A 23,341-nucleotide genomic window follows, 5' to 3' on the forward strand; every position below is an offset into this window, starting at 1 on the left:
CCGTTTTCGCGTTTCGCGTGTGGTTGGTTTACCAGCCCATGCGGATTCCGGCGCGGGCGCCGATTTCGCCGGTTTCGGCGCCCCAGCCGAGACCGGCGTTGACGGTGATGCGCTCGGAGAAGCGCGCCGCGCCGTTGAAGGCGACGCCGTTGGCGTCGTTGTAGAGGCCCCAGTTGGCCGACAGCGCGAAGTTCTCGTCCTTCTGCAGGCCTGTCATGCCGGCCATGGCCATGGCCACGGCGACGCCGTCGCTGTTGATCTCGGCGGTCTCTGAGTTGGCGTTGACCACGTTTTCGAGCGCGTCGAACTCGGTGCGGAACGAGGCGAACTCGTTTTCGAGACTGGCGATGGCGGTGGCGTTTTCGGCGACCGTCTGGGTGGTGATGTTGGCCGTGCCTGCGCTCTGCAGCGTGTAGCGTCCCGACGAGGCCGTCGACGTCGCCGCCACGCGGGTCGTCGAGGTCGGGGCGACCTCCTCGGTCGCGCGCGGTTCGGCGCCGGTCCCGCGGTGATCATCCGCCGCGGCGGTCGCCGTCGTTCCGGCGCCTGCGCCGACCTGGGCCTGGGCGAGCTGGGCCTGCATCTGCTCGAGCTGGGCCTGCATGGCCTCCATCTGCGACTGCAGCGCCTCGATGCGCGCGGACTCGCCGCTCGACGAGCCGCCCGCACTCTCCACGGCGGCGGTCTGCGTGCTCGCCGAGCTCGTGCCGGCGCTGGTGGAGAACTCGCCGATATCGATGCTGCTGAGATTGCCCGAGGTGTCGGAGACGACGACGAAGTCGGCGCCGGCGTCGCCCACCGAGATGAGGTTGGCCGGATCGCCGAGGCCGGGCAGGGTGTAGAACGAGCTCGCCGCGCCGAGCAGGATCTGGCCGGCGAAGGTCGTGGTCGCTCCAGGGCCGATGGCTACGCTGTCGTCGAAAGCGGCGCTGGCGTTCGGCCCGAATGCGAAAGAGCGTTCTCCGGATGCTGATGCTCCTCGGCCAATGGCCGCGGCTTGCAGTGCGGTCGCTTCGGCCTGAAGCCCGAGCGCGATCGCATCGCGTCCGCTGGCTTTGGAAAAGGCGCCCAGCGCAAGCGTGTTACGGATGCTGGCGTTGGCGTTCGCCCCGATCGCGACCGCGTTCTGGCCAGCCGAATCAGCGTTGACGCCGATCGCGGCCGCATTCGTCCCGGTCGCATCAGCCGAAGTCCCGATAGAGGTCGCGCGATCCGCGCTGGCGGTCGCATCTCCGCCAAGTGCGAAAGCGTCGATGGCCGTGGCTTCCGCGCCGATGCCGACAGCAAGTGAGTCCTCGGCGTTGGCCAGCGTGTCCGCCCCCAGCGCGACCGAACCCGCGCCAGTGGCCGCGCCGCCCGCGCCGAGGGCGATGGCGTCGATCTGGTCGGCGGTCGCGCCGGCACCCAGTGCAAGGGACTCCCTTCCAGTGGCGACGGTTTCGGCACCGAGGGCGACTGCGCCAAGTCCAGTGACATAGGAGTCGCCGCCGATAGCGATCGTATTTGTATGGTTTAGCGATTGAGCACCAAATCCATTATCATCAAGATCGCCGCCGATGGCGATGCTTCCGTCTCCGATTGCCTGTGAATCGGAACCGATGGAGATGCTCTGAGAATTTGCGGCGAAGGCGCGATATCCGAGTGCAATGGCACCAACTTCAAGAGCCTTTGCTGATGACCCAAGCGACGTCCCCTCTGCATAGGCGTTGGCGAATCTCCCGACTGCCGTACCTTCTTGCCCCAAGGCTTGTGCAAGGGAACCAACGGCAGTGGTCCCAATGAACGAAGCCTCCGTATCCCAACCTATCGCAGTAGAGTTGTCGCCGGATGCTAGCGCAAGTTGACCCACCGCCGTCGAGCTCTTACCGCTCGCTTCTGCGTCGTCGCCAACCGCAGTCGCGCCGCCTGTGCCCGAAGCGTCGGCGTTGTCGCCGCATTGAAGCGAGCCGCTGTTCGCGCCGTCCTCACAGGCGTCCTGCCCGGCGGCGGCGTTGAACGGGATCGATTGAACGGCCGCGGCGAGCGTAGCGGCGGCGGCGGTTGTCAATAGCTTCTTCATGGGATGCCCCCTCGTTTCGCGTAAGAAGGGAGCAACCATAGCCAGCACGTTTTGGGCGAATCAAAGCCTTATTCGCGTGAAGGGTGATATCGGTCAATGTCAATGAGAAGAATGACGCCGCCCGAGAACCCGGGCGGCATGGAAAGAATCCCGGCCGCGAGGGATGGATTTTTCCCCTCGCGGCCGTTTTCGCGTTTCGCGTGTGGTTGGTTTACCAGCCCATGCGGATTCCGGCGCGGGCGCCGATTTCGCCGGTTTCGGCGCCCCAGCCGAGACCGGCGTTGACGGTGATGCGCTCGGAGAAGCGCGCCGCGCCGTTGAAGGCGACGCCGTTGGCGTCGTTGTAGAGGCCCCAGTTGGCCGACAGCGCGAAGTTCTCGTCCTTCTGCAGGCCTGTCATGCCGGCCATGGCCATGGCCACGGCGACGCCGTCGCTGTTGATCTCGGCGGTCTCTGAGTTGGCGTTGACCACGTTTTCGAGCGCGTCGAACTCGGTGCGGAACGAGGCGAACTCGTTTTCGAGACTGGCGATGGCGGTGGCGTTTTCGGCGACCGTCTGGGTGGTGATGTTGGCCGTGCCTGCGCTCTGCAGCGTGTAGCGTCCCGACGAGGCCGTCGACGTCGCCGCCACGCGGGTCGTCGAGGTCGGGGCGACCTCCTCGGTCGCGCGCGGTTCGGCGCCGGTCCCGCGGTGATCATCCGCCGCGGCGGTCGCCGTCGTTCCGGCGCCTGCGCCGACCTGGGCCTGGGCGAGCTGGGCCTGCATCTGCTCGAGCTGGGCCTGCATGGCCTCCATCTGCGACTGCAGCGCCTCGATGCGCGCGGACTCGCCGCTCGACGAGCCGCCCGCACTCTCCACGGCGGCGGTCTGCGTGCTCGCCGAGCTCGTGCCGGCGCTGGTGGAGAACTCGCCGATATCGATGCTGCTGAGATTGCCCGAGGTGTCGGAGACGACGACGAAGTCGGCGCCGGCGTCGCCCACCGAGATGAGGTTGGCCGGATCGCCGAGGCCGGGCAGGGTGTAGAACGAGCTCGCCGCGCCGAGCAGGATCTGGCCGGCGAAGGTCGTGGTCGCTCCAGGGCCGATGGCTACGCTGTCGTCGAAAGCGGCGCTGGCGTTCGGCCCGAATGCGAAAGAGCGTTCTCCGGATGCTGATGCTCCTCGGCCAATGGCCGCGGCTTGCAGTGCGGTCGCTTCGGCCTGAAGCCCGAGCGCGATCGCATCGCGTCCGCTGGCTTTGGAAAAGGCGCCCAGCGCAAGCGTGTTACGGATGCTGGCGTTGGCGTTCGCCCCGATCGCGACCGCGTTCTGGCCAGCCGAATCAGCGTTGACGCCGATCGCGGCCGCATTCGTCCCGGTCGCATCAGCCGAAGTCCCGATAGAGGTCGCGCGATCCGCGCTGGCGGTCGCATCTCCGCCAAGTGCGAAAGCGTCGATGGCCGTGGCTTCCGCGCCGATGCCGACAGCAAGTGAGTCCTCGGCGTTGGCCAGCGTGTCCGCCCCCAGCGCGACCGAACCCGCGCCAGTGGCCTGCGCACCTTCGGTGTCGCCATCGGCGTCGTCGCCTCCGATGGCGACGGCGCCGTCCGCGCCGGCGTCGGCTTCCTGGCCGACAACGACGCTGTTGAGGCCCGAAGAGTTGGCCTGCGCGCCGATTACGACTGCGCGATCGACATTGGTGCGCACGCTGTCGCCGATCAGGATCGTGTCCTCACCGCCGGTCTGCGCAAAATAACCAAGGGTGATCGACCGGTGGCCGTTGCTGAACACGCTGGAAAGGCCGCCGATCGAGATGGAGTCGTCAGCAAGCGCATCGGCCTCAGCCCCGAGTGCCACGCCCTGGCTGCCGCTGGCGACTGCGTCTTCGCCGATCGCCGTGCTCTGGATGGCCGAGGCGGTCGCGCGCTGACCCACCGCGACCGCGAAGCTGCCGCTGGCGTCGGCGCGGAAGCCAAGGCCGACGGATTCGGTTCCTTCGACTGAGGCGTCAAGACCGATCGCGACGGAGTTCTCATTCGCGGTCGCGCCGACGCCATTCGCGTCGCCGTCCGATCCGATCGCAATCGCGCCGGTCGAGCCCGACAGCACAGTCTCGGCTTCCTCGCCGATGATGATCGAATCTGTAGCCGCCGCCGACGCTCGGTATCCAAGCGCGATCGCGGATTCGCCGGATGCCGCCGCGCGCATGCCAAGCCCAACCGATTCGATGCCGGAGGCGGACGCGTTATTGCCGAGCGCTGTCGTGAAATCAGCTGACGCGGTCGAGTCTTCGCCGACGGCGACGCCCGCGTTGCCAGAGGCGGTCGCATTCTCGCCGATGGCTGTCGACTGGGCGCCGCTGGCGGTCGAATTGTCGCCGACGGCGGTCGCGCCCAACGTGCCCGAGGCGTCCGCCGCGTCGCCGCATTCGAGTGAGTCAGTGTTTGGACCGTCCGCGCAAGCGTCTTGCGCGTGTGCAGTAAATAAAAACCCGCCGAGGGCGGCAATGAGTGCGACTGTGGATGCGCGCGTGAGTTTGCTGGGCATCTTCCCCTCCTGTCCTTATGCATAAACGGCTTGGAAACCAGCATTTTCATTTAATGAATTCAACTAGGTAGAAAAAATTTATAAATTGTTTCAAAAATATTGAATAGTTATATATTCGGGAAGAATAAATTATTCCCTGGTTACAAATTTGACATTATACTTAGATTTTGTAAGTCCATAACATAGGCGTTTTTGGTGCAATCAAGATCATGTTTATACAGATTGTCATACGTTATAACAAACACTAGGGGTTTAGTGTGTCTTGTCACCAATGCCGCGAGCATTCCAATCGACCGGAGTTGATTGTCGCCAACGGCTAATCAGCATAGCCCATCGGACTATCTAGCTTCAGACTCAAACAGCGGAGTGAAGGCGGTGAGCATGTGATAGAGCATGCTCGCCGGCACTGTGAAGGCGTCGGGGCGGCCCTTGTCGTCGTACGAGTCCATCCAGCCGCCGTCCGGGCCGTCAGCAAGGTAGCTAGACATGACGCGCTCCAGGATGCGCCCGGCCTCTCCCGGTGGCGCGGTTTCAGGGTGAAACAGCTTGGCGCGGAACATCTCCAGCTGCGGCCAGAGCCTCCGTCCGCCGCGGATGACCCGGGCCTGCCGGTCGACGGCGTCGACAGCGAATCCCTGATCGTTCCGGCCGACCCGGTCGGCGAAACTGATCAGGCGGCGGCGCCAGCTCAGGAGATCACGTCCTGTCTCCTCTTCGAAGAATCCCAGTAGAACGGACCATTCGTAGCAATGGCCGGGTTCGACAAGGTCGCCTTCAGCGCCGGGCTCGCGCGCCCATTCCCGGGTGAAATTCTCTGCAAGCGCGTTACTGCGCGGGTCGAAGAAGCGAGTCTCGAACAGCTCCACAACCTCCAGCGCCAATTCGCGCGCGCGAGTTTCGCCGGTCGCTTCGTGTAGCGCGAGACACGCTTCGAGCAGATGCATATGCGGATTGGAGCGGCGACGGTCGGGCGAGGCGGCCGTATCAAAGAAGCCTCCATGCGTCCGGTCGCGGAGCTTCGCGTCAATGAAGTCAAGGGCCTCTTCAGCGAGCTCGCGGGCCTGCGATTCTCCCGTCGCCTTGAACGCAGCCGCGCCTGCGAGAACGATGAAGGCATGATCGTAGAGCGCGGGGGTGCTGGACAGGATCTCCCCTTCCGGCCCGAGCGAGCTCGCCCACCCTCCGCCCGGCGAACGCGCGCGCGTGTCAATATAGTCAAGGCCGTCCGCCACCAGCCGCCGCGCGCGGTCGTCGCTCCATCCAAGGTTAAGAGCTTGGGAGAAGCTGTAAATTTGACGCGGAAGAACGCGCCCGCGGCGGTCGAGCTTCGCTAGTGGGCGACCGTTCAGGTCCAGCGCTTCAACAAAGCCGCCGTGCTTGGGATCCCATGCGTTATCCGCCCAATGCGGAAGGCAAGCAGAGAACAGCCATCGGCGGACCCGGTCTATCGTATCGTTGGATATGGATGCGGCGAACCCGCGTCGGGCCGCATCTTTGGTCAGGGATCTGGTCGTATCCGCTTCAGACAGTCGAGTAACGATGACGCCGCGCGGTGTCGCCGCGACAGCGACGCCGTTCAGGCCGTGGACTGCAATCACTGGGCCGTCGCTGCGCAGGTAGCATCCCGATGATTCGCGTGCAAACACGGGGCCCTCGCAGACGTTCGCTTCGGGCGATGCGGCCTTGACGGCGTGCAGTTTGGCGAAATCCCCGATATCGCTCCAACCCATGTCTACCGGGACGACGGCGGCGGATTCGGCCTTCTCCATCAGGGCGTAGTCGACCGACTCCGACCGACATCGCGAGAAAGCGACCGGGTCGAGGCGCGCCTCCGCGCCGGCGCGCGGTGGAAGGGCGTTCTCGCCGGCCGCCCGCACTGACGCGACGATGTCTGGAGCGTGGCGCTCGAAGGCTTCGAGCATGGCGTCGCCTCGGAATATGAGAATCCCGGAATTCCAGAGATGGTCGCCGCTCTCTAGATATTTCTGCGCGACGTCCTGGTTCGGCTTTTCGATGAACGCTTCAGCCGGCGCAGCGCGCTCGAGCGGCGTGTCCCGCGGGGTGCGGATGTACCCGTAGCCCGCCTGTGCATGGTCCGGCTTCAGGCCCAGGGTGACGATCTTCCCCTGCGCAGCGGCCTCCGCGCCGGCCTTGATCGCTCGGTGAAGCGCTGCGGTGTCGCGGATGTAATGATCGGCGGGCAGTATCAGGATCAGCGTATCGTCGGGCCAGGAGAGCGCGGCTGCCGCCACAGCGGGGGCGGAATTGCGGGGTGCGGGCTCGAGGATAAGGGGCGCGTCAGGAAGTTCCCGCCGGACAAGTGCCCTATTACGCGCCGACCCGATGACGCATGCTGGAGCGAAATCCAACCCGCAGTGCGTCGGCCCGGCCACTCGATTCGCGGTTTCGCGCAGCATTGTGTGTGAAGAATTGAGGGCGAGGAACGGCTTGGGCCGCTGAACCGACGAGATCGGCCACAGCCGCGTTCCGCGTCCTCCGCACAATATCACTGGCTGGAGCATCCCGTCGCGCTTCATTAGTCATCCCCGAATTCAGCGCTGCGGCGACACATCGACCCGGATCCGAACTCGATCACGTAAGGCTTCCTCAGAATCTCCGCTGTCGGCGGGCCATCGGACCAAGCGTGGCTCTCGCACGACGGCGCCGATACGCCGCACCTGAACGCACCGAAGCATTCGCCGACGGTCGAAGCCCAAGACCCGCTTCCAGTTTACGATACAATTTTTGGATATTAATGAGAAAGATCGCCCGACAGCTTGGGGCGTTTCTTCGGGCGGCCCCGTGCGGCAGCGTTGACCCTGACGCTTCGATCTGCAAAGCGCGTTCTGTTCTGGAGCGCCCTGCAATCGCTGATTTCCGCAACATCAGGGAATCGTTACTTATTAGGCGAGGCCGAGTCCGCTGGCGAGAGAGCAGGGCTTTTGCGCCCCGCAGGGCGAAACACGAGCGAGCCGAGAGTGAACAGGAATAGCCCCCAACCCCATATTAGGGCCCGTGATCTATGCGTGCGCTACCCGACGGGCCTGCCTTTCGGACGGAAGTCCCGTGGCTATAAGGCACTCTCGGATGTCAGCTTCGATCTGATGCCGGGGACCAAGCTTGGCCTGATCGGCAAGAACGGCTCGGGCAAGAGCACGCTCTTGCGCACTCTGGCGGGCGTGTATGTGCCTACGGAGGGCGCGATTTCCGTCGAGGGCGACACGGCCGCTATTTTCAACGCCACCTCGGGCTTCATGCCGAACGCGACCGGCTACGAGAACATCTTCCTGCGGGGCGTGCTCCTCGGCTTCTCGTTCGGGGAGATCGAGCGTCTCGTTCCGAGCATCATCGAGTTCGCCGGCATCGGCGACTGGATCCACCAGCCGATTTACCAGTACTCGAGCGGGATGACATTGCGCCTCGCATTTTCCATCACCACCGCAGTCGAGTCGGATATCCTGTTGATGGATGAATGGCTGGGCGCGGGAGACGCTGATTTCATCGACAAGGCGCGCGGCCGCATGCAGGAGATGGTCGCGCGCTCGAGCATTCTCGTGCTGGCCACCCACAATCTTCGCCTGATGCGCAGCGTCTGCGACACCGTGATGATCATGGACAGAGGTCGAATCCTGTATCATGGAGACATCGGCGAGGGCCTGAGCATGTATCGGGAAATGCGCGATCAGCATTGAACGGGCGGCGCTGGCTCACCCGTTGCACGAAGCGCGGCCGAAGGGGGCCAAAAACCCCGTCACCCGGTCGCGCTTGAAGCGATCGATGCGGGGCGGGCGTTCGACCGTCGCCGACGTCAGGATGCTTGGGCTTTGGCGTGCTGCTGCGGGTGACTGTGTTCGGCGTGAGCGCGCGGGCCGGGATCAGGCGTGCGCCTCGCAGATGCCCAGCTCTTCGAGCGTGGCGTCGAGCGATGCTCGCCAAGCCGATGCAGCATAGCCGAAATCACGTGCGAAGCGCCCGCTGTCCAAGCGTGAATTCCGTGGGCGTGGGGCCGGCGTCGGAAATTCCGAGGACGGGATTCGCTCCACCTCCGGGCGGCGTCCCCATCGGGTTCGCGCCCGCTCGAAGATGGCGTCGGCGAAGCCCGCCCAGCTCGTATCGCCTGTCCCAGCCAAGTGATAGAGCCCGCCTTCATGGTCGCCCGCGGCGAGACGCTCGCTCGCCGCAATCAGACCGTCGGCGAGATCGCCGGCTGCGGTCGGACACCCGTACTGGTCGTCGACGATGCGCAGAGTATCGCGCTCCTCGCCGAGGCGCAGCATGGTCTTCACGAAATTCTTCCCGAACGGGGAATAGACCCAGGAGGTGCGCACCACCAGGGCGCGCCCCCCGGCCGCGGCGACGGCGCGTTCCCCCTCCAGCTTGGTGCGCCCATAAGCGCTTCGCGGGGCCGGGGTGTCGATCTCGGTGTAGTAGCCGTCTTTCTCGCCGTCGAAGACATAGTCGGTTGAGATATGAATGAAGGGGATTGCGCGGTCCGCGCACGCCGTGGCGAGCCGCGCCGGGGTTTCGGCGTTAATCCGCCTGGCCGTTGGCTCCTCGCTCTCGGCGAGGTCGACCGCGGTGAAAGCGGCGGCGTTGATCACGAGATCGGGACGTTCGGCCGCAGCGAAGGCCGCTTCGGCCGCCTCCGGGTTCTCGAAGTCGATCTGGTCACGCCCCATGTGATCGATCGTCCAGCCGGCCGCCGGGGCGCGGCGGGCCAGTTCGCTGGCCAGCTGACCGGTCCGGCCGAGGACCAGAAGCCGGCGTCCCCTCATGCCGACTTGGCGGCTTTCAGGCCAAGCCGCTGCTGATCGAATCCGCGATCGAGAATGGCGCGCCACCAAGCCTCGTTTTCCAGATACCAGCGCACCGTCTGGCGCAGGCCCTCCTCCAGCGTGACCGAGGGCGACCAGTTGAGTTCGCGCTTGATCTTCGCGGCATCGATCGCATAGCGCTTGTCGTGGCCAGGGCGGTCGGTGACGAAGGTGATGAGGCGCTCGTATCGTCCCGCCTCGTCTGGTCGGACCTCATCGAGAATGGCGCAGATCGTCTTGACCAGATCGATGTTGCGCGCCTCGTTGTCGCCGCCGACATTATAGATTTCGCCTAGCTCGCCCTTCTCGAGCACCGTGAGCAGCGCTTCGGCGTGATCCTCGACGAAGAGCCAGTCGCGCACATTCGTGCCCGCGCCATAGATCGGGATCGGCTGGCCGGAGATCGCCTTCAGGATCACCACCGGGATGAGCTTTTCAGGAAATTGGTAGGGGCCGTAATTATTGGAGCAGTTGGTGATGACGACCGGCAGGCCGTAGGTTTCGCCCCAAGCGCGGACCAGCAGATCCGAGGCCGCCTTGCTCGCCGCATAGGGGGAATTCGGTTGGTAACGTGTTTCCTCGGTAAAATAGCCGTCGTCGCCAAGCGTGCCGTAGACCTCGTCGGTGGAGATGTGGTGGAAGCGGAATCGCTCTCGTCTCGCCTCGTCGAGCTCGGACCAGTAGTCTCGAGCCGCCGTCAGCAGCACGCCGGTACCCATCACGTTCGTGTCGACAAAGTTCAGCGGGCCGTCGATGGAGCGGTCGACGTGGGACTCGGCGGCCAGATGCATAACCGCATCCGGCGCAAACGTTTCGAAGATCCGCGCAACCTCGCCGGCGTCGCGAATGTCGACTTTCTCGAAGGCGTAAAGCGGGCTGTTCTCGACGTCGGCGAGATTGTCCGGGTTGGCCGCATAAGTGAGTGAATCCACGTTGACCACGGAATAGCCTCGGTCTTCGATCGCGCGCCGGACCACGGCCGAGCCGATGAAGCCGGCCCCCCCCGTCACCAAGATTCGCATCCGATGATCCCTAACTGATGCTGCGCCCCTCACGGAGCGTTGCCTGATTAAGCGTTCGCCATTAAACGATCAAGGCTTAGAAATCATCTCTCTGACGCCCTGCGCTGCAATTAAGCGCTGTTGTCGGTTTTGGATAAACCATCGCCAATGGCTCACGACATCGCCGCCATAGGCGCAAGCGCTTTTAAGACCTTATGGTGTTGGCTCCATGGCAAAGCCGAAGCTCGTTCTTCATATCGGCCATTCAAAATGCGGTAGCACTGCGATTCAGCGATACTTGCTCAGCAATCAACACAAGCTAGCCGCGCAGGGCTGTTATCTTTTCGGGGCCGATCTGCGAGTTGGAAAGGAAGGCCCAGTAAAAGGAGTGCCGAACGCAATAATTGACGACAAAACAAACTGGGATGCAGCTGCCGAGCATGTGCGGGATGCTGCTGCGCTGGCGGGTCCTGGCGAACGTTTCGTCCTGACGGCGGAGGCACTCGGCCAGCCACGTCAGGCAGAATTCGTGAGTAAATTTATTCATGCTTATGATGTCAAATTAATACACTATATAAGACGTCAGGACGACTGGTGTTATTCAGCTTGGAAGCAGTGGCAGCTCAAGCGAGGTGTGCGCCTGCATGATTGGGTTGACCGATGCGTGGATAAGCTGCTCCCTTCCTATGCAAAAACATTTCAGTCTTACAGAGATATCGGCATTGGTGTAGAGGAATACAGGCTTAAGGTTCTAGACAGTGTCTTCTTGGGGGCCTGGGGTTTGCTAGGTGACTTTTGTTCTGACGCCGAGATAGATGCAACCGGTTTCAATCCAATCCCGGGCTATCTGAATCCGAATTTCGATCGCGCTTTGCTGGATGTTTTCCGCGCGTCCCCTTTTCTTTTTGAGGATCAGCACGACAATCGTCCCTTCAATTGGGTTCAGGAACGGGTCAGTGATGAGGCCTTAAGCCGACGTGGCGGTCTGACCCTGGGTCAAAGTCATCGCATCATGGACGCGCATTGCGAGGATAACGAACTTCTGTGCAGCACCTTTTTCGCCGATCGAAGCGAGGAATTCTGGAGGGCCTTCAGCGCGCCTGACGCCGACGGGCGCGCCAGCTTCGCAAACGCTGATCCGAAACAGCAACGGTTGGCCGAACTTGAGGATGAAGTCGAGGACCTGCGTCGTGCCCTTGGTTACCTGATCGGAGTGATGATCGATCAAGACGGAAATCTACCCGACGAGGCGCGCCGCCGGGAACTGGTACGTTTGTGGCGTGGCGCGCGCGGCGTCTCGGAGGATGATGTCTAGATGGGTTCAGAAAAGCGTGGCGGTCGGAACCGCTAGAATTCATTCGGTCACAGCCAATAGACCAAGCGCCGTCCCAGCCATTCAACAAACAGGAAGCCGAGGGTGAGCATCGCGAGCCCGATCAGACCCGTGATGATCCATGCAAGCGCATCAGGCGTCTCCCCGAGCATTGGCGCGCGGAGAATTTCGAGGAAGTATGCGAAGGGATTGTACGTCACGACGGTCTTGAGGCTTTGGATATCGACGCGTTCTCCAAAACGAGTGTCGATCGTCCAGATGATCGGCGTGAAGAAGAAGGACAATCGCATCACCGAGTTCACCACCTCACTGATGTCGCGGTAGACGGCGCACACCACGGCTAGGGTGCTGACGATGCCGATCGCGGTGGTGGTGAAAATCGCGAGCGCGGGCAGAATCAAAAACATTTCCAAGCTGGGCCGCCAGCCCAGCGCAGCGGCTATGACGCCTGCGGCCATGAGATGCAGGGCCAGGAGGTAGAGCTTCTTCAGCACAAGCGAGAACACGAATATTGAGCGCGGCATCGGCGCCTGCAGCATGAGCCCACGGTTGCGCGTGAGCGCGTGGCAGCCTTCGGTTACGCTGCTGCTTATGAAGTTCCATGCCGCGAATCCAAAGACGACGTACGGAATATGGAGTGAGATCGGGCGGCCTTGAAGCTGCGCGATGAGCCAGGCGATACCGCCCGCGGTGATGGCGAAACCGATCAAAACCCAAGCCGTTCCAAGCAGATTCCGCCGATGCTCCGTCTGAATCTGCTTTGCAGCGAGGTAGGCGGAAGCGCGCAGATCACGCAATCCCGATAGATAGTCCTGGGCTGCGAACATCGGGCCCTTCCTGATGGTCTGAGATTGGCTCTGGATCATGGCGTGCATGCATCCGCAACCTTCTGGATCGTAACCTCCAACGGAGTGGTCGCGCGCCAGCCCAGCGTTTCTCGCGCCCGGTCGACATTGAGGACACTGTAGGGCAGATCGAAGGATCGGGCAGGTTCCCGCCTCACATCGAGCGTCGTTCCGAGCGTGGCTTCGACGGCGTCCACCACTTCCAGCTCGCTCAACCCGTGACCGGATCCGATGTTGAAGACGCCTGAGAACACCTGGTCGTCGCGTATCTGCTCGACGAGAAAGCTGGCCAAGTCATCAGCGTCGAAATAGTCGCGCCTATTGCGCCCCTCGCCGAATATGGTGAGCGGCCGGCCTGTCTTCGCCGCAGCGACAGCGGCGGAAACAAGCCCGTGCGATGTGTTCAGCTGCCACCGCCCCACCGGGTTGCCTAGGCGCAAGACCTCGATCCGCGCACCGAACGTCGTATGAAAGTAAGACAATAAATCCTCGACCAGCTTCTTGCCGAGGCCGTACGGGGTGACGGGCATGGTAGGCGCGTCTTCCGAGATCGGAGCGGAATGATTACGCCCATAGATCTGGCCGCCGCTCGACAGATAGATCAGGTTTGCGGCGGGATTAAGCGCGAAGAGGCGCTCGGCGAATGCGCACGCGTCGATGAGGTTGGTTTCGATCTCGCCTCTCGGGCCGTCGATCTGGCTGGCCGGGCGCGAGCGATGTGCGAAATATACCACCGAGTCAGCCGATCGCAGCACCTCGGAAATCTCGGGCGCGCCTGCGAGCACGCCTCTGACGGACGGTGCGTTGGTGGACAGGAATTTCAGGTCGGGATTCGGAGATATGCTCTGGCCTTCGAGTCCGGCCCGCTGGATCGCTTCGCAAAAATGGCGGCCGATGAAGCCAGTGCCGCCGACCATAACGACTCTCGGCTGCGCGACCACGATGCTCTTTCCTATTGCGTCTGCGATCGAGCGCCGGAGGTGTGTCCCTCAAGCTTATCGATCCGATTTCCCAGCTCGCCGACCGTTCGTTCAAGATGCTCGATCACGCGGGCTTCATTGCCGCTTTCCCGCTCGGCCTGGCGCATCAGCTCGTTGAGTTCGCGCCGAATCGCGAACACTCGATCATGAAGCGGATCGACGTCTTTCAGAAGCGAGCTTTCGCAGCGATCTAGGCGTTCGTGGGTTGAGCGGAGCTTTGCCGCCAGGTCGTCATGGCGCTCTGCGATCTGGTTGAGGCCGCCCTGGAGCTGATCGCTTGTCCGCTGGTGGTCGTCCGAGACCCGCTGGATCTGCCGGCTGAGCGAGTCGATTTCGCCATGCAGCGTCTCTCCGTACCGCGCCGCATCTTCACGCGTTCGCCCGAGAATTTCGTTCTTGCTGGCTTCTATCCGCTCCTCCATTTCGGCGTCCAGGCGCAAAACCCTTGCATTCAGATCGCCTACTCTTTGCTCAAGGGTCTCCCGAAGCGCATCCAATTTCTGGCGGTGGCCTTGACTCTTCGACTGGTAGCTCTGCGCCAAGCGGTCTTCCACTTGTCGGATCTGCTCCTCCATTTCCGCACCAAGCTTCGAGACGTCCAGCAAGACCCGCCCCAGCTCTTCGCGAACTCCGAGAATTTCGCGCGATCTATCGTTCATCATCGTGCGCATATAGCTCAGGAGAAGTGCGAGCGTAAGCAGGGCGCTGATCACGATGAGGGCGACGGCCCCAGCGAGCACGTGCTCGGTGAAGATCGTTGTCGAGCCGGCCGCGACGGCAGCAATTAACGAGACCCAGAACAAGCGTGTGCGCGGCGACAGGCCATGGCGAAAAGTCCAGACGCTGAAATCAAGGATGGACCCGGCCGGAGAGCCTGAACGGCGAAGGCCTGCCAAACGTCGTCTCAAACCGCTCGCGGCTCTAGAGGGCATGCGGTGGGCTCCGAGCAGCCGATGTCTCAGTCCTGCCATCAGTTTGTTGCTCCGCTCGCGGTTCGTCCGGCGTCCCGTGTCATTCTTCTTGTAAGGCGACGGCTTCCTCAAGCGCACGCTCGACTTCGTTGGCTAGAAGCGGTGCGAGGCTCCGTGAATAGGTGGCGCTTAGGTGATGAGGGTCTCGATAAACGAGGACGTTACCGACGATTGGCGAACAAACATTAAGTTCGCAGATAAACTCGTTCAAATCCACCACGCGCGCTGACCCTACCGCCTCTCCTGCCGGCGGGATGGGGTCATATCTGCGCAGAGCCACAGCCCGTGTTTCTGCGCAATGAGAAGGCGCTTCGAGGTGTTCGGCCACGCATTCGGGAACGTCGTGCGAGAACCGTGGAGTCTGGCGGATCGCGAGCACCGGGATGCCTGCCTCGCCGAGGCGGCGCCAGCTACTAGAGAGGCCTTCGACGACGGCTGCGTTCGACGCGTCAGGATCGTCATACCCTGCCGCAAAGGTGCTCGACAGCATGGAAGTCACGACGAGGTCCGGCTGAAGCTCGAGAAGTCTCTCCATGACGGAATCGTTCCACTGCACACACTCGGGATACTCCTGCCCTCGCAACAGGATCGGGGTTCCAATCAGCGGGCAGCCCGACTTGGTGAACGTGACAAGCCGAAATTCGCGGGACTCGGCGATCGTGCGCAGCGCTGGGACCCAATGCGCGGCATGGCTGTCGCCGACCAATGCGATCAACGCCTTCGGGGTCTCCGTTCCATAGGCGCACCCGTTAGGAGCGACATCATCGCGCCTGGCGTGGCAGCCTTCCCTGAACAGCTCGGGGATATCTCTTCGCGCTTCACCGGGCGTTGGCGCGACGGGGGCGTCCCCTCGGGCTCGCAAGGCTGGATCCGCCAGCGTCATGGCGCCTGGGTGATCGCCCAAAGACTGGCCGAGATCGATGAACTCACTCCGCCTCTCTTGGCCGCCGGCGGTCGCCTCTATGCTGACGGTGGAGTCAATACGCGTGCCGGGTTCCACCAGGGGAACGACATGACGTGCGAGCACCGGCGCCAACGTGCGGGAGTACGTCGCAGTGAGATGATGAGCGTCGCGGTAGACAAGCACGTTGCCGATCACGGGCGGACAGGTTTCTTCGCGACAGATCGCGTCGTTCATGTTCACGCTCGGGACTCCGGCCCGACCGGCCGCCTCCGCGACATGCGTCGCCGTCCCCGTCACCGCAGCCCGTGCGCGCACGCACGGTTCGAGGTCTTCGCGATGCGTCGCCACGCAATCGGGGATCTCGAAATCAAACCGCGGCGTGTGTTCGATCGCCAGAACGTTGATTCCGGCTTCCCGAAGACGCGCATAGGCCTCGCTCAAGCCAGCGACGACCGCCTCGTCGCTCTGTGCGGGGTCCGCGACCGCCAATCTGGTGTTTGCGATTTTGGCGGTGACCACGAGATCAGGCTGCAAGGCGAGGAGCGAGTCCATGACATTATCGTTCCATTCCGTGCAGCTTTCGTACCGCTCGCTGCCCCGCACGACCTCTCCTCGCAGGAACGGGCAGGCAGACTTGGTGTGCGTGATTAGCTGGTAGCCGCGCTCCTGCGCGATCAGGCGTAGCGCCGGCGCCCACTGAGCGGCGTGAGAGTCTCCAACGAGCGCGACAACCTGCCCGCCGTCAAGCGATTCTCCATAGGAGCATGGGTTCGCATCTGCCGAGAATTGGTCGACATGACATCCGTCCGCGTAAACCGATGGGTTGTCGCGCAGTGCCGCCTCGAGCGCCGGGATGAATGCCGTCGCGTCGGGCGGATCAAGCAACGGGTCGACCAGCGCCATGGCTCCGGGGTAGTCGCCGTAGTCGAGCGAGAGGCGAACCGCCTGGCGCTGAGCGATCAGGCTGGGGGCGATGAGGGTCGCGGCGGCGATGCAGGAGCCGGCGAGGTAGAGCGCGCCTACGCCATAGCTGCGCGCTGCGCCCGTTCCGGCCGGGCGGTCCCGGAAGCGGTCCTCGATATGAAACTTTGATGCATGGGCGAGGGCGACCGAAATCACCGCGAGGCCTAGCCCCTCGGCGAGGTTGAAAGGGCTGCTTAGCCCGGCGGCGGCGAAGATAATGACGGGCCAATGCCACAAGTATAAGGAGTAGGAGATGTCCCCGAAATAACGCATCGGCGGCAGGGACAGCATCGCGCCGGGATCCCGCCAGAGCGGGGAGTGGGGCGTGATCAGGAGGAGGGCTGCGCCAACCGTCGGCAGCAGAGCGGCATAGCCAGGAAACGCGGTTTGTTCTGTGTATATGAAGCCGGCGGCGAGAATAAACGCGACGCCAGCCCAGCGCAGGGCGGAGGAGGTGAACGGCCCCGGCTTCACGTAAGGGTGCGCCACCGCGACCATGCCGCCGAGGGCCAACTCCCAGGCGCGCGCTTGCGTGAGAAAGTAGGTCCCGTCGTCCTGCGGCGTGCTGATGATCGAGATTGCGAGCGAGGCGGCGAAAACTGCGGAGAAGACGAGGAAAAACAGGATGCGCTCGGGCGCTCTGCAAGCGCGCGCCGTCACCGCGGTCAGCCAAATGAACAACGGCCAGAAAATATAGAACTGTTCCTCGATCGACAGAGACCAGTAATGCTGAAACGGGCTGGGTTCATATTCGCCATTAAGATAGTCAATAGACTGAAAGTATAAGAAGAAATTCTCGAAATAAAATGCGCTTGCGATGATCTCCCACCCAATGTTCTCCCAGCGCGTCGGCGGCAAAAAGTGGATCGTCGCCGGCGCGGAGATCGCGAGGGCTGCGCTGGCCGCGGGAAGGAGCCGCCGAATGCGGCGCTCATAGAAATTGATCAGCCTGACCCGGCCGTCACGCTCGACATTACGCAGGAGGATGCCGGTGATCAGGAACCCGGAGATTACGAAGAAGACGTCGACGCCGACGTAGCCGCCGCTGAGGCGCTCGGGAAAAATGTGAAATACGAGCACCAGCAACACCGCGACTGCTCGCAGTCCCTGAATGTCCGGCCGAAACGCGTCACCCGCTCGTCCAGTCTTATGCGCGTTCATGTGTCCTTCCCCAGAGCGCAGGCCGCGGTTCTATCGTCATGTGCGCCGGACGCAAGCCTTGGGACGCGCGCGCGGGTTCGGGGTGCGCCGCCCCGTGGCCGCCTTGACCTTCGAATCCAGATGGCGCAGTTCTCGATCAAGGGGGCGTTCACGTGAAAGTTTCCACTCTTCTCGCCATGTTCGTTTCGCCGCGATTGGCCGTGGAGTGAGGAGGCGGGATGGCGATCGCCTTCATGTCGCGGACAGGAATATGAACGCGTTAACGAGCGGGGCGAAATGACGAAGCGACGTGATACGTCGGATGCTGCGAGCGATCGATTCGCGCCGGAAGCGGAATCGGCGACTACCATCGCGGGCGGGGCTTCGCGACCCGTCGCGCTACTTGTTCTGGGTATGCACCGATCCGGCACCTCGGCCTGGACCGGAGTGCTGGAGCGGCTTGGCGCGGCGGGCCCCAGGACGCCCCTTCCTCCCAACGAAGCCAACCCCAAAGGCTACGCCGAATCCCGTCAGCTGATGCAGCTGCATGAGCGGATGCTCGCTGAATCCGGTTCGAGCTGGGACGACTGGTCGACCTTCAATCCGGACTGGGGGAAGTCGCAAGCCGGCCAGAGCTATGGAGAGCAGATTAGAGCGCTGGTCGATTCCGAATACGGCGGTTCGGATGTCATTGCGGTCAAGGACCCTCGAATCTGCCGCTTTGCCAAGTACTGGATCGAGGAGGTCGAACGCGGTGGTTACGATGTGCGCGTCCTCCATGTGCTGCGCAACCCGCTTGAGGTCGCCCAGTCGCTTCAAGCGCGCGATGGAATGGAGATTCTGCGCGGATTATTGCTCTGGCTGCGTCACGTGCTCGACGCCGAAGCGGCGACCCGGAGCAAGCCGCGAGTCTTCGCGCGCTATGAAGCCCTGGTTGAAGACTGGAGGAGGCAGATAAGCCGCGTCGGCGACGCGCTGCAGGTCGCCTGGCCGCGCCGCTCCCCGGCCGTCGATCTCGAGATTGATGATTTTCTCACTGGCGCCTTGCGCCGTCAGCAGGTTGATCGGGACGCGCTGGAGTCAAGCAGCGCGGTGCCTTCATGGGTGGCCGAGGTCTACGACCTGCTCGCCCGGGCGGCTTCGACCGGGGAAATGGACGCTCAGGCCAAGCGCCGCCTCACCCAGATCCGTGAGACTTTCGATCAGTCGAGCGCCGTTTTCGCGCCGCTGGTGGCGCGCGCGGACAGGCAGATGGCTGCGTATCGCGATCGCCTCGACGCAGCCAGTGCTCAGGCGCGCGACGCAAACGAGGAATTGGAGCAGACGCGCGCGGACCGCGACTCTCTGAAGCGCGAGCTCGCCAAGATGGAGAGCGCGGCCGGGGCGCGGCAGCGCGAACTCAACGTGATTCGCTCGGAGCGCGCCACGCTCCAGCGGAAGCTCGTCGAGGCGCGGTCGGACAGCGAACGCCTGCGAAACCATCTGGACGCTCTTCAGGTTTCGACCGAAGAACTCGAGTTCAAGCGGGAGGCTCTGAGCCGTGAACTCGCACGGTGGAAGATGCGTTCGGCCGCCACGCCTGCCAGCGCGACAGACGCCGCCGGCTCTGAGGTCGTCCGCACTCTTCGCGAGGAGCGCGCCCGTCTCGTCGAGGCCGTCGAGGGTTTGCGCGGTCAGCTGCGCGACGCAGAAGAACGCGAGCGCGATCTGCATCGCCGCCTGTTTTCTCTGACGCCGCTGGCCGGTGAGGCGTCGGGAAGCGGGCCGTCGGAGCGCGTAGCGCGGCAGATCGAGCACCTCAAGAAGGAGCGTGACTACTGGGTTGAGCAAGCGAAGAATGCGCGAGGATGCGGCGAAGATGCCGATCTTCAACTGACCCGGATGCAGGCGCAGCTCGACTCTGCAAACGCAGGCCTGAATCAGGAGCGTGAGCGACGCAAGGCGTTGCGCAAGCAGATGATCAGGCAGCTCCAGCGCATCCAGCTGGGCAAGCCTGTCCCGGCTTCGATGCGCAAACGCTTGGAGGAGTCGCCGGCCTTCGACTGTGGCCATTATGAGCGCCAGCTAGCCAGGATCGGCCTAGAGTCCCCGGACGATCCCATTGCTCATTTCGTCAATGTAGGGGCGCATGCCGGGATCGATCCACATCCGCTGTTCAGCGTGGATTGGTACCTGGCGCGCAATCCGGACGTGGCCGGCCAGGGGCTGAATCCGCTCGCGCACTATCTGGAGTTCGGCGATAAGGAGGGCCGGTCGCCGCATCCGCTTTTCGATCCACACTACTACTTCAGTCAGAATATGGACGCTTCCCGGGCCGGGAAGGTGTCCCTGTGCCACTATCTCAAGCAGGGCTGGCGGGAGGGTCGCGAACCCAACGCATGGTTTTATTCCAGCTGGTATCTCGAACAGAACGAAGACGTTCGCAACGCCGGCCTGTGCCCGCTTGTGCATTATGTCTTGAGCGGCGAGGCCGAGGGCCGGAGGCCTCATCCCAGCTTTGATCCCGAATGGTATCGCGAACAGCATATCGCTGCGTCGCCGGAGCTCAGTCCGCTGGCCCACTTTCTCAGCGAGGGGCGCAAGCAGCAATTGGCGACCCAGCAAATGCGCGCCGATCACTGGAGCAACAAGCGAAAGACAATCCTAGCGGTCGCGCACTCCGCGGGCGAGAAGCTCTTCGGCGGCGAACGCAGTTTCTACGACGTGGTAAGCTCTCTCGACCCTGAGCGTTTCCGTGTAATCGTCGTCCTGCCTGTTCCGCATCAGAATTACATAGACCTGATGAGCGGAGTCGCGGACCAGATTCACTTCGTGCGGGGCGCTTGGTGGAGGAATGGGAACGGTGCTCGCTCCGATGTGCTCGCGCGCTACCAGGAATTGATCGAGAACGAAGGCGTGGATGTCGTCTACGCGAACACCATCGTTCTCAGCGAGCCGCTTCTTGCGGCGAAAAAATGCGGGGTCCCCGGCATCTGCCATATACGAGAGGCGATCACCGAGGATCCGGATCTGCAGAGTATGATCGGGAAACGGCCCGAAGAGATCATCGAGGCGGTTCGCGATCGATCCGATTACATCATCGCCAACTCCAGACTGACCGAGCGGATCTTCTCGAAGCCGGGGCGGACCTGCCGGATTTATAACGCCGTCGATGTGGACGCCTTCGATCGGCCCGCGCCGGACCCCTCCGGGCGACCCCTCGTGGTGGGCATGCTCAGCAGCAATATCCCGAAAAAGGGCATCGCCGACGCGGTCGAGCTGGCCGACGCTTCGGAGAAAGCCGGGCTGAGTGTTCGCTTCCGGTTGATCGGCCCGCACACCGACGAGACCAGGCGGCTTGAGAAGGCCATGGCCGCGTCCGGACCGAAGAACGTCGAGTTTCCGGGTTATGCGTCAGACGCGAAGGAAGCGATCGAGTCCCTCGACGTCGTCATCAATTTCTCCCATTTCGCGGAGTCCTTCGGGCGGACGATCGCCGAGGCTTCCGCCATGCGCCGACCGGTGATCGTGTACGATCACGGGGCGTTGCCCGAGGTCGTCGCGCAGGACGAGACCGGGTTCGTCATTCCCTATCGTGAACCGCTGAAGGCCCTTGAATGCCTCAAGCGATTGAGCGAGGACCCGGAACTCTTCGCCGCCATGGGCGAAGCGGGACGCGAACGCGCCGTCTCCATGTTCTCGCGCCAGGCGCTGCGCGAACAAGTCAACGAGTTCTTGGAGACCGTGACGCGCAACGCGGGCTCGGAGGCCCGCCGCGCGGGCGACAAGACTCAACCGCGGAAGCCCGGCCGCGCGACGGAGGCGGTGCCGGTATCGGTGATCGTGCCGAACTACAATTACGAGGGCTATCTGCCGGAACGGTTGAATTCGATCCTCGAGCAGACTCGGAAGCCGGCGGAGATAATTTTCCTCGATGACAACTCTTCGGACGACAGCGTTGCGGTCGCCCGTGGGATCCTGGAAGACAGCGATATCCCCTTCAAAATCATCGCTAATGAGACGAATCGGGGCGTCTATCGCCAATGGCTGACCGGCATCGCCGAGGCTGGTCAGCCATGGGTCTGGATCGCCGAGGCCGACGACCGCTGCGAACCCGACTTCCTGGAAAGTCTGATGGCGAAAGCCGAAAAGAGCGTCAATCTGATCTACTCCCAGTCGAAAAAGATCGACGATGAAGGCATCGTCACAGCTGAAGACAACCGCGCGCATACCGATGACATCTCTCAGACGCGCTGGAACTCAGACTATGTGGAGGTCGGTGTACGCGAGGTTTCCGACGCGCTGATTTATCGGAACACCGTTCCTAATGCGAGCGCGGCGCTATTGCGTAAATCCGCCGTTGCGGGCATCGAGAGTAAGCTCGCTGAGATGCGCTATGCGGGCGACTGGATGCTCTACGGCCACTTGCTGCGTGGAGGAAAGGTGGCGTTCGTCTCGCGTTCGTTGAACCATTTCCGTCGGCACGCAAGTACGGTGACCAGCACGCAAGGCAAGTCGATCGCCTATCTTGAAGAGCTTGCTCGCATCCGCGAGTATTTCACCCAAAACTTCCCTGTCTTGCCGCGCCATATTGAGCGGATGGACTGGTTTCTGAACCGCGATTACAAGATAGAGGGCGTGGAGCAAAACTCCCGGGCCGAGGCGGTCAGCGGCATTCTTAAGCGCGCCGAGGCCAACACGCGCGAGCGGGCGCGCATCGCCTTCATCACGACGAATAACGGCTCCCATTATGGGGGCAGCGAGATGCTGTGGCGCGAGACCGCCATGGAAATGTGCGAACGCGGCCACGATGTCTTCGTGCTGATCAAGGCTTGGGAGCCGCGTCCGGACTTCTTTGACGAGCTTGAGCGCGCCGGCGTCAAGCTTCTTTTCAAGGAAGACGACGGCTTTGACCAGCTGGTGGCGCGCAAGCCGGACCTCACCGTGGTCTCGATTGGCGACCAGGATGAGGGAACGGAATTCTATCAGCGGCTCGACGCGGAAAACCTGCCCTACGTGATCGTTAACCAGCTCACCAAGGAGCCGCGCTTCTGGCCGGTGCGCAAAGACAGGATCGAGGCTGTCCGAGCAGGTTACCAGAACGCGGAGAAGGTCTTTTTCACATGTTGGAACAATCACCGGGTCATGGAGGAGCGTCTCGGCGCGAAGGTCGCGAACGCTGAGTTGCACTTTAATCCGTACCATGTCGACCGCAATCAGGCGCTCCCTTGGCCGGAGAGCGAGCGGTTGCAGGTGGCGATCCCGTCAAAGCTGCTCTTCATTCATAAGGGACAAGACATTCTCGTCGAAGTCGCCACGAAGGACCGATGGAAAGAGCGGCCTATCACGTTCAATTTCTATGGGGTCGGTCCGGATGAAGAGCGCCTTCGCGAGATGGCGCAGGAGGCGGGGATCGAGAATTTCCACCTGCACGGGCGCGTGTCGGATATCTCGGTGATCTGGCGCGACAACCACGCCCTTCTGATGCCCTCGCGCATGGAGGGCATGCCGATCATGCTTATCAGCGCCATGCTGTCCGCGCGCGTGCCGATTCTCACCGATATCGGAGGCCACGCAGAGGTGGTGCGTGACAACGAGTCCGGATTCATTGCGGCCAATCCAAACGCGAAGGATCTCGAGGAGGCCTTGGAGCGCGCCTACCGGCGCCGCGATGAATGGGCCGGGATCGGTCGCGCGGCGCGCGCCGACGTGCTGGACTTCCTGCCCGCCGAGCCGGTGAACGATTTCGTGGAGAAGCTGCGCGCGGTGCTCGCGAGTCGGTTTGCGCGAGCAGCCTGATAGCGAAGTTGCATCCGCGCGCGGGC

Annotated in this window: 12 protein-coding genes; 3 read left to right on the forward strand and 9 right to left on the reverse strand. The window is 62.8% G+C overall.

From position 1 onward, the window contains the following. Positions 1-28: 28 nt before the first annotated feature. From DDZ18_RS03600 to DDZ18_RS03610, 3 genes are all read right to left on the reverse strand, one after another. Entirely contained in the window at positions 29-2,059 is a 2,031-nt protein-coding gene (locus DDZ18_RS03600; protein WP_158272052.1) for a YadA-like family protein, read from the reverse strand. A gap of 211 nt (positions 2,060-2,270) precedes the next feature. Continuing rightward, positions 2,271-4,586, reverse strand: coding sequence for a YadA-like family protein (locus tag DDZ18_RS03605; RefSeq protein ID WP_109251963.1), 2,316 nt, complete (start codon positions 4,584-4,586; stop codon positions 2,271-2,273). A 338-nt stretch (positions 4,587-4,924) separates the two neighbouring features. Beyond that, positions 4,925-7,123: an AGE family epimerase/isomerase gene (locus tag DDZ18_RS03610; RefSeq protein ID WP_109251964.1), complete on the reverse strand. Its 2,199-nt coding sequence runs from the start codon at positions 7,121-7,123 to the stop codon at positions 4,925-4,927. A gap of 489 nt (positions 7,124-7,612) precedes the next feature. On the opposite strand from DDZ18_RS03610, the gene DDZ18_RS03615 reads away from it, so the two are divergent. Further along, entirely contained in the window at positions 7,613-8,278 is a 666-nt protein-coding gene (locus DDZ18_RS03615; protein WP_233245689.1) for an ABC transporter ATP-binding protein, read from the forward strand. A 183-nt stretch (positions 8,279-8,461) separates the two neighbouring features. On the opposite strand, the gene rfbD is transcribed toward DDZ18_RS03615, so the two are convergent. Together rfbD and rfbB are read right to left on the reverse strand one after the other, a co-directional pair. Next, positions 8,462-9,361 (reverse strand): dTDP-4-dehydrorhamnose reductase, encoded by a 900-nt coding sequence (gene rfbD, locus DDZ18_RS03620; protein ID WP_109251966.1) that lies wholly within the window; start codon positions 9,359-9,361, stop codon positions 8,462-8,464. Continuing rightward, complete coding sequence (rfbB, locus tag DDZ18_RS03625) at positions 9,358-10,422, reverse strand: dTDP-glucose 4,6-dehydratase (RefSeq protein WP_109251967.1); 1,065 nt, start codon at positions 10,420-10,422, stop codon at positions 9,358-9,360. Before rfbB ends, rfbD begins: the two co-directional genes overlap by 4 nt. 208 nt (positions 10,423-10,630) lie before the next feature. Here rfbB and DDZ18_RS13665 point away from each other — a divergent pair, with 208 nt between their 5' ends. Next, positions 10,631-11,716 (forward strand): hypothetical protein, encoded by a 1,086-nt coding sequence (locus DDZ18_RS13665; protein WP_146190595.1) that lies wholly within the window; start codon positions 10,631-10,633, stop codon positions 11,714-11,716. 47 nt (positions 11,717-11,763) lie between these two features. Here the strand turns inward: DDZ18_RS13665 and DDZ18_RS03635 are convergent, their stop codons facing one another. The 4 genes from DDZ18_RS03635 to DDZ18_RS03655 are packed head-to-tail and all read right to left on the reverse strand — an operon-like array spanning position 11,764 to position 17,558. Beyond that, positions 11,764-12,609, reverse strand: a complete 846-nt coding sequence (locus tag DDZ18_RS03635; protein ID WP_109251969.1) for an ABC transporter permease — start codon at positions 12,607-12,609, stop codon at positions 11,764-11,766. Further along, a complete protein-coding gene (locus tag DDZ18_RS03640) occupies positions 12,597-13,496 on the reverse strand; it encodes an NAD-dependent epimerase/dehydratase family protein (protein ID WP_109251970.1) in 900 nt (299 codons plus the stop codon). Before DDZ18_RS03640 ends, DDZ18_RS03635 begins: the two co-directional genes overlap by 13 nt. Positions 13,497-13,531: 35 nt before the next feature. Further along, positions 13,532-14,530 carry a hypothetical protein gene (locus DDZ18_RS13670; protein WP_146190596.1) on the reverse strand — a complete coding sequence of 333 codons (999 nt, stop codon included), beginning with the start codon at positions 14,528-14,530 and terminating at the stop codon, positions 13,532-13,534. 40 nt (positions 14,531-14,570) lie between these two features. Next, positions 14,571-17,558 carry an acyltransferase family protein gene (locus DDZ18_RS03655; protein ID WP_109251973.1) on the reverse strand — a complete coding sequence of 996 codons (2,988 nt, stop codon included), beginning with the start codon at positions 17,556-17,558 and terminating at the stop codon, positions 14,571-14,573. A 276-nt stretch (positions 17,559-17,834) separates the two neighbouring features. On the opposite strand from DDZ18_RS03655, the gene DDZ18_RS03660 reads away from it, so the two are divergent. Further along, positions 17,835-23,315, forward strand: coding sequence for a glycosyltransferase (locus DDZ18_RS03660; RefSeq protein WP_109251974.1), 5,481 nt, complete (start codon positions 17,835-17,837; stop codon positions 23,313-23,315). The last annotated feature ends 26 nt before the right edge of the window (positions 23,316-23,341 follow it).

Source organism: Marinicauda salina (assembly GCF_003122085.1).
Classification (GTDB): domain Bacteria; phylum Pseudomonadota; class Alphaproteobacteria; order Caulobacterales; family Maricaulaceae; genus Maricicauda_A; species Maricicauda_A salina.

Coding starts and splice junctions, on each gene's coding strand:
- DDZ18_RS13670 (WP_146190596.1), bottom strand. CDS start 14,530: ATGGCAGGACTGAGACATCGGCTGCTCGGAGCCCACCGCATGCCCTCT.
- DDZ18_RS03640 (WP_109251970.1), bottom strand. CDS start 13,496: ATGGTCGGCGGCACTGGCTTCATCGGCCGCCATTTTTGCGAAGCGATC.
- DDZ18_RS03610 (WP_109251964.1), bottom strand. CDS start 7,123: ATGAAGCGCGACGGGATGCTCCAGCCAGTGATATTGTGCGGAGGACGC.
- rfbD (WP_109251966.1), bottom strand. CDS start 9,361: ATGAGGGGACGCCGGCTTCTGGTCCTCGGCCGGACCGGTCAGCTGGCC.
- DDZ18_RS03660 (WP_109251974.1), top strand. CDS start 17,835: ATGACGAAGCGACGTGATACGTCGGATGCTGCGAGCGATCGATTCGCG.
- DDZ18_RS03600 (WP_158272052.1), bottom strand. CDS start 2,059: ATGAAGAAGCTATTGACAACCGCCGCCGCCGCTACGCTCGCCGCGGCC.
- DDZ18_RS03655 (WP_109251973.1), bottom strand. CDS start 17,558: ATGAACGCGCATAAGACTGGACGAGCGGGTGACGCGTTTCGGCCGGAC.
- DDZ18_RS03605 (WP_109251963.1), bottom strand. CDS start 4,586: ATGCCCAGCAAACTCACGCGCGCATCCACAGTCGCACTCATTGCCGCC.
- DDZ18_RS03635 (WP_109251969.1), bottom strand. CDS start 12,609: ATGCACGCCATGATCCAGAGCCAATCTCAGACCATCAGGAAGGGCCCG.
- rfbB (WP_109251967.1), bottom strand. CDS start 10,422: ATGCGAATCTTGGTGACGGGGGGGGCCGGCTTCATCGGCTCGGCCGTG.
- DDZ18_RS13665 (WP_146190595.1), top strand. CDS start 10,631: ATGGCAAAGCCGAAGCTCGTTCTTCATATCGGCCATTCAAAATGCGGT.